Here is a 12,669-nt window from a genome sequence, read left to right on the forward strand (position 1 = left end):
CTAGTCTCGCGTCTTGAGGACCGCCACGAGGTCCAGTTTATCGATGCGTTCGCGGATGACCACCGCGGAGGCGACAGCGGCCAGCACCACCACGGACGTGGCGAAGACGTAGGTCGAATGCTCGACGACAAGGCGGACGCGCATCAGTTCTCCGGCCAGGTTCGTCTTCATGACCCACGCGAGCCCGTAACCCATCGCCCATCCGGGCGGTTGTGCGATCAGCGTCAGGATGGCGAGCTCAAGCAGGAGGATGCGCAGAACCTCGCCGCGCGTGAAGCCGAGGACGCGCAGGCTCGCCAATTCCCGCGCCCGCTCCGACAGCGAGATCCGGGCGTTGTTGTAGACGACGCCGAACGCGATCACGGCGGCGAGCCCGGTGTAGATGCTCGCCATCGTGGTGATGAGTAGCGCGACGGTCTTGCGGAAGTTCGCGAGCGAGACGCGCTGCAGCGCCACACCGGCGACCGTCGGCATGGACTTCACGGCCGCGTAGAAGTCCTCCTTCCGGTTCTCGTCGAGGCTGAGGTTGACGCTGGTGACGACCGGGGCCTCGCGCATGACCTGCCGAAGTGCGTCGATATCCATCATGCCCCTGATGCCGAAATAGTCCTCGACGGTCGCCACGATCGGCATCGTGACGGTACGTCGGGCGCCTTCGAGCAGATCGAGCTCGACGGTATCGCCGGCCGCGACCCCAAGGATGTGGCCGAGCATGCCGGAGATCGCGAGGCCGGTCTCCGGAAGCGCGACCGGCCGGAGGTCGACGTCGATGATGCGCCTCAGGTCGACACCGGCGAGCCGGCCGCTGATCGTGATCCGGCGCTCGACGTTGCCATGGCGGATCCGGACGGGCACCTCGCGGAACGGCTCGGCGGCGAGAACGCCGGGCAGCCGGTTCACCTGCTCCACGACATTCTCGACCCGCTTCTCGACGAAGCCGATGGTCGCGTCCTGCCGGTCGGCGAGGAAGTAGGTCACGTCGATCAGTTGCTCCATCGTGTCCCGGGTAAACAGCGAGACGACCAGGATCGCGGTGGCCAGCGCCATCCCAAGCGCCGTGAACGCGGCCCGGACCGGGTGTCGCGCGATGTTGCGGATCATCATCAGCGTCGGCTGCGACACGACTTCGTCGAGCTGAATGCTCGCCGGGAGCAGCCGCCGGTACAGCGGAGGGGCCGGCGGTTGCATGGCGACTGCTGGCGCCAGCCTCACGACTTCGCGCAGCGCCCGCAACGCGCCGATTGCCGCAGCGGCCGCGCTGAGCGCGCCGGCGATCACATACAGATCCGGCGCCTTCGCGAACACCAGGAACGGGAAGTGGAAGAAGTCGCCGAACAGCCCCGTGACGCGCAGTCCCAGCAAGGTCCCGACGATGCTGCCCAGGACGATTCCCGCCGCCACGATCATGGCGACGAACTTGAAATAGTGCAGAACGATGCTGCCGTCCGTGTAGCCCAATGCCTTCAGGAGGCCGATCTGCTCGCGCTCCAGAGCGACCAGCCGGCTGAGGGTGAGATTGACCAGGAACGCGGAGACCAGAAGGAAGATCGGCGGCAGCGTGCGGCTCATGTTGTTGAGCATGTCGAGTTCATGATCGAGCCAGGCGTGCGAGGTCTGGTCCTTCCGCCCGTGGGCCGCCTGGCCGCCGTAGGGATCGAGCAAGGCATCCAGCTGCAAGATTACCTCGCGCTCGGCGGCGCCGGGCTGCAGCTTGACCGAAACTGCCGAAAAGGCGCCGTCGAGATCGTAGACGCCTGCGAGCGCCTTCTCCGACATCCAGACGATGGCGAAGCGGCGGTCGTCCGGCATCAGGTCGCCCGGGCCGACGGTGTAAACGAACTCGGGGGACAGGGCCGTGCCGACGATGACGAGCTCACGCTTCTTGCCGTTCAGAATGGCCGAGAACCGCGCCCCTTCGGAGAACCCATGCGCCCGCGCGAACGGCTCGTTGACGACGACCTCCTCTGTCCGCCCCGGCTCCGGAAGCCGTCCAGAACGGATGTACAGCCGATTGAGGTGCGGCTCGGCGTTGTCAGGTAGGGATACGAACTGCCCGCTGGCCGGTTCGGAGAATCCGGGGATGTCGAGCAGCGCGAGCTTCGCGATGCGCGTGTCGACGGCGGCGACACCGGGAATGTCCGCGATTGTGTCGGCGAGCGCCCTGGGTGCGCGCTTCGCCTGGGCGAACACGTCGCCGAAGCCGTAGCGTTCGTAGTACGCGATCCGCGTCTCTTCCAGAGAACGATGCGAGCCGACCGCGAGCACCAGTGTGGCGACGCCGCCTCCGACGACCAGCGCGATGGCGAGGACCTGCGCCCACATCCGCCTGACGTCCCGGAACAGCTTGATGTCGAGTGCCTTCATGCGGTCACCAGATGAGTTCGGCCGCTTCGCGACGGGTCTCGTTCCTCTGGATCCTGGAGATGCGGCCGTCGGCGAAGAACAGCACCCTGTCGGCGACTTGCTGGATGCTGGCGTTGTGCGTGATGATAATTGTCGTGGTGCCGAGCTGTCGGTTGACGCCGAGCAGCGCTTCGATCACGCGAATGCCGGTCTTCGAATCCAGCGCCCCGGTCGGCTCGTCGCAGAGCAGCACCGCCGGGCGTTTGGCGATCGCACGGGCGATAGCCACGCGCTGCTGCTCGCCGCCGGATAGCTGCGCCGGAAAGTGATGCATCCGCTCCTCGAGCCCGACCAGAGCGAGGGCGTCGGCCGGCCGCATCGGATTTTTGGCCACCTCGGTGACCAACGCCACGTTTTCGTAGGCGGTGAGGCTTGGCACCAGATTGTAGAACTGGAAGACGAAACCGACGTGGTCGCGGCGATACTTTGTGAGCTCGCGGTCTTCGAGATCGGTCAGGTCGATATCCCGGAAGAACAGCCTGCCGCTGGTCGGCCGGTCGAGACCGCCCATGATGTTGAGCAGGGTCGTCTTGCCGCTGCCGGAGGGGCCGAGCAGCACGACAACTTCTCGCTCAGCGATCTCAAGATCGACATTGTTGAGGGCGTGGACCGCCACCTCGCCGGAGACGTAGGTCTTGGTCAGAGCCGTGGCTGTGAAGACGGATTGGGTCATTGCGTCTCAAACAGTGTGAGCAGTCACTCTCCGCCTTTGAGGCTCCCCTGGATTGATTTAGATCAGGCAGCTCGCTGAATTCGCTCGGTTTTCTCAAAACAGACGCTCAGTAGACATGAGTTGCTCCGGCGACGAGCTCGCCGACCAGTTCCGGGATCCTGCCAAGGTGATCCGATACAATCTCCGCACCTCGCTCTCTTAGCTCCTCCGGGGGAACGCCGTCCTTCGTCGCCAGCCTGAGATGAACGAGATCCGGCATGGACACCGGCGCACCGATCCGGCTGACGATGAGGCACTGCGCTGCGGAGACCTCCGGAATGGCGCTGACCAATGTCTCAGCTACTCGCTTTGCCAAGATGTTGTAGATCTTGCCGACGTGGCTAACGGGGTTCTTGCCGGCGGCAGCCTCCAAGCTCATCGGCCGCCAAGGTGTGATCAGGCCATTGACGCGATTGCCCCGACCGACCTGCCCGTCGTCGCCAGCCTCCGCTGAGGTGCCGGTCACGGTCAGATAGATGCTATCGGACGCCGCATCATCAGCAGCGTTGACGGCCACCTCGCAATCCCTAAATCCGTGCTCGCTTGCGCGTTCACGGACGTACTCGGCGAGCGCCGCCTTTTGTTGCAGATAGCTGTCCATGTCGTTAAGAAACCGCCCGATCATGGCGCAGGCGATTGTCAGCTTGACGCCCTCTCCGCTTCGGACAGCCATGATTTTGATGTCTTCACCCCAAGCCGGATGGTCACGCGCGCGATCGCGGCCGTGAATTCCCTGTTCGATTGCGAGCACGAGGCGTTCGAGCGCACTGAGCGGTGCGTGACCAACTCCGAAAGACGTATCGTTGGCAAGCGGAATTTGCCTTGCGCTCCCCCGAGAGAACAGCGATTGCAGGTCCTGCGAGCCCTGATGAACCAGGGCCTCGATACGGACGTGACGATCGGCGTCCAGCGCATGGAGATTGGCCTTCAGCCAGGCCCTTGAGCCCTCGATGGCAATGTCCTCGACTGGAATCGCTTCGTTTCCGACGTTGGTAACGGCCCATCCTGCCAGGAGGATTCTGATCGGATCGGTCACCTTTCCGCCGTTGAAGGTAGGCATTGCCCTGCCGCCGCACAGTAGCGCTTTGTCGACATTGTAGTGCAGCACATGGCCGAATCTGCCCAGGTACTCGCGACAGAGATTGCGGGACAGCGTCTCGGCAAGGGCATCGCAGATCGTGTCCGGGTGACCGGCTCCCTTGCGCTCGACGACCTCCACGTCATCGCGATTGTCAAGCTGCGAAAGGACAAGATCAAACATCGGTGTAACCAATCGAAACAGAGGCGGTCAGCCCTTTTCCGCACTATAAGGACCGGTCTACCGGCGATGGTCGTACTTGAATTGCAGGGCAGCCGGACTCGCGCCGGTGCGCTCGACAGTGAGCTTCACGGTGTAGAGATCAAATCCGGGAAGGTCGAAGAAGCCGCCATAGGTCGTGGTGCCCGAGATCTGCATTGGCTCAAGCTTCTTCTTGGCGCCGGACAAGCCCAATCCTGATACTTCCGCAGTCACGACGGCATCAGAAATACGCGCGCCGCTTGCTGCATCAAAGACGGCGGCAACGACGTGATATTCATGCGGCCCCTTTGGGGTGCGCCCGTGCATCGGTCGTTCGGTGGTGGAGCCCGACGGGAGGCCCTTCACGATCTCGGCCGGCACGATGCCCAGGTAGACCGTCACTCCTCCTGCCGTTTTTGAGAGGTCGGTGTCCGCAGCGGTCGCTATGCCGATCAAGCAACCGGCCAGCCAGAGGCCTCCGAGCAGAGCGCCGACCGCCCGCCGGCTAACCATGCCGATATCCTCCAGTGGACTCAGTGCCAAAGACCCGGCTCAACTTCGGAATGAATCCCGGCACATCGGCCGCATATCTGACATAGGCGTCTCCGAATTCTGCTCGGGCATCCTGCTCCTCCGTGTGAGCCAGCCTGACGTACATCACAGTCAGCACCGGGAACATCGCGAGCGTCAGGATCGTCGGCCATTGCAGCAGGAAGCCGAACATCACCATGATGAAGCCGACGTATTGGGGGTGGCGAACGTAGCTGTAAGGCCCGCTTGTGGCGAGGCTTCGGGTCTGCTGGGCATCGTACAGCACCCTCCAGGCCGCGGAAATCAGGACGAAGCCCGCGCCGATGAAGATGAAGCTCAGGATGTGGAACGGTCCGGCGTGCGGATTGGTCTTCCAGCCGAACATCATCTCGAGCAGGTGCCCGGCGTCATGGGAGAACCAATCGACGTTCGGGTAGTGCGACTGCAGCCATCCCGAAAGGAAGTAAATGGTGAGCGGGAAGCCGTACATCTCCACGAACAGCGCCACCAAAAATGCGCTGAAGGCGCCGAAGGAGCGCCAGTCGCGGGCGGTCTGCGGCTTGAAGAAGCTGTAGGCGAACAGGATGAAGACCACCGAATTGACGATGACGAGGCTCCAGAGACCGTAGGCGGGCGCGGTGTCGTGCATCACGCGCTCCTTGGATCGTTGGGGCGGCCGCCGCCATGGTGGTGACCGTGTCCGCCATGCATGAAGAGGTGCATCAGCGGACAGGCGAGAAGCGGAAGCCAGATCAACAATCCGAGCACGTGGGCCCTGTGCTCGGTGAACAGGAGTGCGCCCGCGATGACCAGAAATCCCACCAGGACCAGGCCGGCCTTGGCCTTGACCGACAAGCCCTCTCGAGGGCGCTCTCGATACCCGGAATGATCCTGCACCGACATCTGCACGCTCCTATGGCGCTTGATAGCTTAGAGGCGCGGCTGCCATCATTGTTGACGCAGATCAACGGCACGAGTCCCGCAGGGCCTCACTGCATCGGCTTGCCGGGCTGCATTCCCATGCCCATCATGCCTCCGCCCCGCATCGCCGGCATCATGCCCATCTGCGGCGCGAGCAGCTCGTCGGCGGTCTTCTTCTGCTCATCGGAAAAGCTGCCGACGAGATTGGTCAACGCGGATTTCATCGCGCGGGTAGCTTCGAGCCGCGCGGACAGCCATTTCTCCTGCCAGGTCAGCCGGTCTACCAAAGGCTCGGAGCCGGCCTGTGACATCATCGAGGTCCGCAGCTCGCCGAGGGCCTTGGCATTCGCGCGCAGCGCGTCTGCAAACGCGTTCCAGGCCGGCGCCTGGGCGTCCGTGATCTTGAGCTCGGTCCGGAGGAAAGCGATCCGCCCCTCCACGCGATCGATCATCTCCATGCCGTCGCCGGACTGTCGCATCATGCCCATCATCCGCATCATGTCCGACATCGGCATGTTGCCGCCCATCATGTTCATCATGCCGCCGCTGGTCATGCCCTGGGACGGTCCGGTGCCGCGCGGCGGCTCCGGAGCCGCGGGCGCCTTGGCTGCCGGCGCCTCCTTCTGGTCAGGATGATGCCCCTGGTGCTCGGCAGGCGATTGCGCGAACGAGGGATTGCCGAGGATCGTGAGCAGCAAAGCTGCCGCAAGCGGGGGGCTTCGCATCGTTAGTCCTCCTGAGATCTGGCGTTTAGATGGATTGTGACGATCGCCGCCTGATGCGAGTTGATTCAGGTCAACCAAAGCCGCGGTCGCGACAGGATTATCAAGTGTTCATTGCTTGCGATTCCTCAAAGCGGAAAGCCCGGCTAGGCTTCATGATGGAGTTTCCATAATCCGGGAGAATGGACATGATCACGAAGAAGCTCTTGGCTGCGATCGGCATCGTTTCCCTGTTGGCGGTGCCGGCGATGGCGCAGACCACCGACAAGGAAAAGAACGGCCATCATTACAGCGGTGGTCCGAAGACCGAGGTCCCCCACCACATGGGCAAGAAGGAGACGGTCGGCGTTTCGAAGGACGGCGCGTCCGGTGGCCATCACTACACGGGCGGCCCCGCTTCGTCGCCGCACCACATGGGCGACAAAAAGTAATAAGGATCGCGCCCGTTCTCGCGGCGGCAACACCGCCGCGGCGGGCTTCTCGGTTTCGGCAGGTCGGCTCCGCCGGCCTGCCGTCAGCCGACCACCCGATCTCCGACGAATCGACGACACCTCGATCGGGATCACGGGCAGTAGAGATTTGCTCGAAAAGGCGGTGTTGGCCAGCCGAAACGAGGCCGGGTTCGCAGATGAGTACTGGGCGACCGCGCCATCCAGAACCAAGCCACGAACTCCTACACAATTGAAACTCCTTGTGATTTTGCAAGCGCTCGCAGCGCAGCGATGCTCGCCGCCGATTTCGGCCTTAAGCACGCCTCATAACTCTGCGCGCCATGGCGGCTTCGGGATGCTAGTATCGTGAAGGCCGCAAGACCGACGCGATTGAAATACGGTCGAGACGATGGCGCGCGAAGAGACGCACTCCAAAAACAACGCTTGACCGCACTTGCGGTTCGTCGGCCGGGATATGGAGGACGCTATGGCATGGCGCGACGACAAGGCCCGGGCAACTCTGATCCACGACGCGGCGCAAAGCGTGCAGCCGGGCAAGGCGCCCCGGACCTTTGCCGAGCTTCTGTTCGGCTACACCAATAGCGAGGATCTCGCCAACTACGATGCCTCCTCGCTTGCCCTCCTGGCGGAGCAAGCCTGGGAGCACGTGCAGCGGCGCACGGCCGGTCGTGCCGATATCCGCATCGTCAATCCGATGATGCCGGATGGGCGCGAGATTTCCGTGCTCGAAATTCTCAACGACAACATGCCCTTCCTGTTCGATTCCACTATGGCGGAAATCGCCGAGCAGGGCATCGAAGTCACCCTCGTCGCTCATCCCATCATCGCGGTGGAGCGCGATGACCAGGGCAAGCTGCTGCACTTCTACGGTGAAGCCCTCCCGGAGGGAGCAAAGGGCGCGCGAGAGAGCCTGATTCACCTCCACATCACCCGCCTGGACGCCGACGCCGACCGCGACAGGCTGATTGACGGCCTCACCAGGACGTTGAGCGACGTGCGCGCCTGCGTCGTCGACTGGCGCGCCATGCGCGACCGGGTCGAGGACGCGATCAAGACTTTCTCGTCCAATCCGCCGCCGCTGCCGATCGACGAGGTCGCCGAGGCCAACCAGTTCCTGCAATGGCTATGCGCCGACAATTTCACCTTTCTCGGCGTGCGCGAATATCGCTTCTCGCCCGACAGCGATGGGTCGGACGACATCACGACCGCCGAGGGCCTCGGCATCCTGCGCGATCCCGATGCGAAGGTCCTGCGCCGCGGCAACGAAATGGTGGTGATGACATCGGAAATTCGCGAGTTCATGCGCGAGCCGACCCTGCTGATCGTCATCAAGGCCAATGTGAACAGCCGGGTTCATCGCCGCATCCGGATGGATTATGTCGGCATCAAGCTCTATGCGCCCGACGGCCGGCTCGAGGGCGAATTGCGTGTCGTCGGCCTGTTCACCTCGGGCGCGTATACGCGCTCGGCACGACAGATCCCCTATATCCGCCACAAGGTGACACGGGTGCTCCAGCGCGCCGGCTTCGACCCGAACAGCCATTCGGGCAAGGCCTTGATGCATATGCTCGAGGAATATCCGCGCGACGAGCTATTCCAGGTCGATGTCGACACCCTCTTCAATTTCGTCATGGAGATTTTGATCCTCTATGAGCGCCCCCGCGTCCGGGCGCTGGCCCGGGTCGACAAGTTCGATCGCTTCGTCTCCATCCTGGTCTTCATTCCACGCGACAAATACGACACCGACGTGCGCACGCGCGTCGCCAACTTCCTGGCGCAGGCCTACCGGGGGACGCTGTCGGCCTCCTACGTATCCTTCCCCGAAGGAGCATTGGCGCGCGTCCACTACATCATCGGACGTTATGAAGGTAAGACTCCCGCCGTCGAGCGCGCCGCGCTGGAAGCCGGGATCAGCGCCATTGCCGCGACCTGGGCCGACAAGCTGAAGGCCGCGCTGGCTGCGTCGACCGATGGCATGCGGGCGCGCATGCTCGCCAATCGCTATGCCCAGGCCTTTACCGGCGGCTATACCGAGGTGTCCACGGCGGAACAGGCGATCGCCGATATCGCCACCATCGAGAAGCTCACCCCGGCCCGCCCGGTGACGATTTCGGTTCACCGCTTCGAGGAGGACGATCCCAGGCGCTTCGGCCTGAAGGTGTTCTCGGATGCCGCGCCGCTGTCGCTGTCCTATCGCGTGCCGGTGATCGAAAATCACGGCCTGCGCGTGGTCGACGAACGCACCTATCAGATCGTGCCCGGCAACAGGCCCGAGCCGGTATGGCTGCACGACATGACGATCGAGACCAGCGACGGCCAGCCGATCGAGATCAACCGGGAATTCAGCCATCGCCTGGAAGCCTCAATCATGGCGGTGGTCACCGATCGCGCCGAATCCGACGGATACAACGCCCTGATCCTGCGCACGGCCCTGGGCTGGCGGGAAGTCTCGACCATCCGGGCGCTGTCGCGCTATTTGCACCAGATCCGCGCTCCGTTCACCCAGGACTATATGTGGGAGACCTTGCGCAAGAACGCCGCGATCACAGCCAACCTCGTCGCGCTGTTCCAGGCCCGCCGCGATCCGCGCCTCGTCCTGACCGATCGCGAGCGTTCGGCGCGCGAGACAACTCTGCTTGCCGAGATCGAGGAGCAGCTCAAATCCGTCGCCTCGCTCGATGAAGACCGCATCCTGCGCCGCTTCACCAATCTGGTGCAGTCGACCATCCGCACCAATTTATGGCAGGTCGGCCGGGACGGACATCCGCGTCCGGTGATCTCCTTCAAGTTCGACGCGCGCAAGATCGAGGACCTGCCCCCTCCCCGACCACTCTATGAGATTTTTGTCTATTCAACCCGCGTCGAAGGCATTCACCTGCGCTTCGGCAAGGTTGCGCGCGGTGGCTTGCGCTGGTCCGATCGGCCGCAGGATTTCCGCACCGAGATCCTCGGCCTGGTGAAAGCGCAGCAGGTCAAGAACGCCGTGATCGTGCCGGTCGGCGCCAAGGGCGGCTTCGTGCCCAAGCGGCTGCCGCCGCCCTCCGATCGCGAGGCGTGGCTCGCGGAGGGCACCGAAGCCTATCGCATCTTCGTTCGCTCGCTGCTCGAACTCACCGACAATCTCGACGGCGACGTCGTCGTGCCGCCCGACTTGACCGTGCGGCATGACGGCGACGACCCCTACCTCGTCGTCGCCGCCGACAAGGGCACCGCCACCTTCTCCGACATCGCCAATGCGATTTCGGCCGAGAAGAACCATTGGCTCGGCGATGCCTTCGCCTCCGGCGGCAGCCAGGGCTACGACCACAAGAAGATGGGGATCACGGCGCGCGGCGCCTGGGAAGCGGTCAAGCGCCACTTCCGCGAGCTCGGCACCGACATTCAGACCATGCCTTTCACCGTGGTCGGCGTCGGCGACATGTCCGGCGACGTTTTCGGCAATGGCATGCTGCTCTCGCCGGCGACAAAGCTGGTGGCGGCATTCGATCACCGCGACATCTTCATCGATCCCTCGCCTGATCCCGCGATCAGCTTCGCCGAACGCAAGCGCCTGTTCGACCTGCCGCGATCGAGCTGGCAGGACTACAACAAGACGCTGATCTCGCAGGGCGGCGGCGTGTTCTCGCGCACGCTCAAGGCGATCCCACTGGCACCGGAAGTGCGCACCCTGCTCGATCTCGACAAGGAGCAGGCCACACCGTTCGAGGTGATGACGGCGATCCTGAAGGCGCGCGCGGACTTGCTGTGGTTCGGCGGCATCGGCACCTACATCCGGGCGTCGGCGGAGAGCGACGATCAGGCCGGCGACCGCGCCAATGATCCGATCCGCATCACCGGGACCGAGGTTCGCGCCAGGGTGATCGGCGAAGGCGCCAATCTCGGCGTCACCCAGCGCGGCCGCATCGAAGCGGCGCAGACGGGCGTCAAGCTCAACACCGACGCGATCGACAATTCCGCCGGCGTGAATACCTCCGACGTCGAGGTCAACATCAAGATTGCATTGGCGCGCCCCGAGCGCGAGGGACGCCTCAGCCCGGCTGACCGCAACACCCTGCTCGCCGCGATGACCGATGAAGTCGGCACGCTGGTGCTGCGCAACAACTACCTCCAGACGCTGGCGCTCTCGCTTGCCGAACGCAAGGGCGTGGCCGAGACCGGCTTCCTCACCCGCCTGATGCAGTCGCTCGAGCAGCGTCACCTGCTCAGCCGTGCCGTGGAATTCCTGCCCGACGATGCAGCGATCGCCGAGCGCACGAGGCGCGGCCAGGCCCTGACACGGCCGGAGCTCGCCGTATTGCTCGCCTACGCCAAGCTGACACTCTACGAAGACCTGCTCCTCACCGGCGTGCCGGATGATCCTTATCTCGCCCGCAGACTGTCCCTGTATTTTCCGCGCGAGGTTCTCGAGAAATTCCCGACCGCGGTCGAGCACCATCGCCTCCGACGCGAGATCATCGCGACCAGTCTCGTCAATGCCGTGATCAACCGCGGGGGCCCGGCCTGCATCGTGCGCCTGACCGACGAGACCGACGCCGATATCTCGACCATCGTCATGGCGCAGGTGGCGGTGGACGCGATCTACGAGCTCAGGCGACTCAACGACGCGATCGACGCGCTCGACACACGTATCGACGGGCAGTTGCAGCTCAGCCTCTACGCGACGATCCAGGATCTCCTGCTCTCCCGCATGGTCTGGTACGTGCGCAATGTCGATTTCAAGGATGGGCTGAGCGCGATCAACGCCCGGTTTGGCCCTGCCGTCCGCGAGATCGCAGCCTCCCTCGACGACGCCCTGCCGCCGGACCTGCAAGCCGCGCGCGGCAGGCGCCGGCAGGAGCTGACCGATGCCGGCGTCCCGACCGGCCTCGCCGGCGAATTGGCGGACCTCGACGCCCTGGTCTCGGCGCCTGACATCGTGACGGTCGCCGAGCGCACTGGCCGCAGCATCCGCGATGCCACTGCGACGTTCTTTGCCACCGAGGCCAATTTCCGTCTCGACCGCATCATCGCCGCCGCGCGCAGCGTGCCGGTCAGCGATCATTTCGAACGCCTGGCCATCGACCGCGCCGTCGAACTGATCGCGGCAGCCGAAAGACGCCTGACCGCGGATATGCTGGCAACCGGCCAATCCGGTCAGCAGGCTGTGGAGACCTGGCTTGCGGCTCATCCCGAGGCGACGCGCATCCGCCGCGCGGTCGAGGAGATTGCCGCCGGCGGCCTGACGCTCGCCAAGCTCATGGTGGCCGCGAACTTGCTGGGGGACCTGGTCAAAGCCTAGAGGGAGGAATCCAATGATTCACGCCACGTGCCATACCGCCGACAATGTCCGCTGTATCGAGTTCGATGCCACACCGTGGTTCAACGAGGCTGATGCTCCGAGCATCATCGATTTGGCTCGACGAGGATGGACCAGCACGGCGATTGCAGAATCCCTCGAGCACCGACGTGGATACGAAGGCTTGCACGACCTCGTTGAGTATGCGGCGAAGCGACTGCAATCGGAATCCCTGGAGGACCCGACCTGGGAAACCTTCGAGTGCGTCGTCGATGGACCCGAGGCCGTCGCCTGGCTCGAGAAAAACCGGCCCAACGTTGTGGCAAGGATCCCGTAGGCCAAGGCAAGCGCAGCAAAGGCCACAATTGATTGGC

At 63.9% G+C, this 12,669-nt stretch carries 10 protein-coding genes; 3 read left to right on the forward strand and 7 right to left on the reverse strand.

Annotation, left to right across the window (positions count from 1 at the left end):
- The 7 genes from WN73_RS11225 to WN73_RS11255 form a co-directional block, all read right to left on the reverse strand.
- Window positions 1–2,364 (reverse strand): ABC transporter permease, encoded by a 2,364-nt coding sequence (locus WN73_RS11225; RefSeq protein ID WP_271552743.1) that lies wholly within the window; start codon window positions 2,362–2,364, stop codon window positions 1–3.
- Window positions 2,365–2,368: 4 nt separating this feature from the next.
- Window positions 2,369–3,076 carry an ABC transporter ATP-binding protein gene (locus WN73_RS11230; RefSeq protein WP_271552744.1) on the reverse strand — a complete coding sequence of 236 codons (708 nt, stop codon included), beginning with the start codon at window positions 3,074–3,076 and terminating at the stop codon, window positions 2,369–2,371.
- A gap of 106 nt (window positions 3,077–3,182) precedes the next feature.
- Window positions 3,183–4,376: a methionine adenosyltransferase gene (locus tag WN73_RS11235; RefSeq protein ID WP_271552746.1), complete on the reverse strand. Its 1,194-nt coding sequence runs from the start codon at window positions 4,374–4,376 to the stop codon at window positions 3,183–3,185.
- A gap of 57 nt (window positions 4,377–4,433) precedes the next feature.
- Window positions 4,434–4,850, reverse strand: a complete 417-nt coding sequence (locus tag WN73_RS11240) for a hypothetical protein (RefSeq protein WP_236842151.1) — start codon at window positions 4,848–4,850, stop codon at window positions 4,434–4,436.
- 49 nt (window positions 4,851–4,899) lie between these two features.
- Complete coding sequence (locus WN73_RS11245; protein ID WP_060908968.1) at window positions 4,900–5,574, reverse strand: methyltransferase family protein; 675 nt, start codon at window positions 5,572–5,574, stop codon at window positions 4,900–4,902.
- The gene (locus WN73_RS11250; RefSeq protein ID WP_060908969.1) at window positions 5,574–5,828 is read right to left on the reverse strand and encodes a DUF2933 domain-containing protein; all 255 of its coding nucleotides are present in this window, start codon (window positions 5,826–5,828) and stop codon (window positions 5,574–5,576) included. Before WN73_RS11250 ends, WN73_RS11245 begins: the two co-directional genes overlap by 1 nt.
- Before the next feature lie 86 nt (window positions 5,829–5,914).
- Window positions 5,915–6,571 (reverse strand): Spy/CpxP family protein refolding chaperone, encoded by a 657-nt coding sequence (locus tag WN73_RS11255; protein WP_060908970.1) that lies wholly within the window; start codon window positions 6,569–6,571, stop codon window positions 5,915–5,917.
- 185 nt (window positions 6,572–6,756) lie between these two features.
- Here WN73_RS11255 and WN73_RS11260 point away from each other — a divergent pair, with 185 nt between their 5' ends.
- The 3 genes from WN73_RS11260 to WN73_RS11270 all read left to right on the forward strand — a co-directional run bounded on the left by WN73_RS11260 (window position 6,757) and on the right by WN73_RS11270 (window position 12,632).
- Window positions 6,757–6,999 (forward strand): hypothetical protein, encoded by a 243-nt coding sequence (locus WN73_RS11260; protein ID WP_028175482.1) that lies wholly within the window; start codon window positions 6,757–6,759, stop codon window positions 6,997–6,999.
- Window positions 7,000–7,474: 475 nt separating this feature from the next.
- Window positions 7,475–12,298 carry an NAD-glutamate dehydrogenase gene (locus WN73_RS11265; RefSeq protein ID WP_271552750.1) on the forward strand — a complete coding sequence of 1,608 codons (4,824 nt, stop codon included), beginning with the start codon at window positions 7,475–7,477 and terminating at the stop codon, window positions 12,296–12,298.
- A gap of 13 nt (window positions 12,299–12,311) precedes the next feature.
- Window positions 12,312–12,632 (forward strand): hypothetical protein, encoded by a 321-nt coding sequence (locus WN73_RS11270; RefSeq protein ID WP_038966087.1) that lies wholly within the window; start codon window positions 12,312–12,314, stop codon window positions 12,630–12,632.
- Window positions 12,633–12,669 lie beyond the last annotated feature (37 nt).

The sequence above is a fragment of the Bradyrhizobium sp. CCBAU 45394 genome, assembly GCF_028128655.1.
Classification (GTDB): domain Bacteria; phylum Pseudomonadota; class Alphaproteobacteria; order Rhizobiales; family Xanthobacteraceae; genus Bradyrhizobium; species Bradyrhizobium diazoefficiens.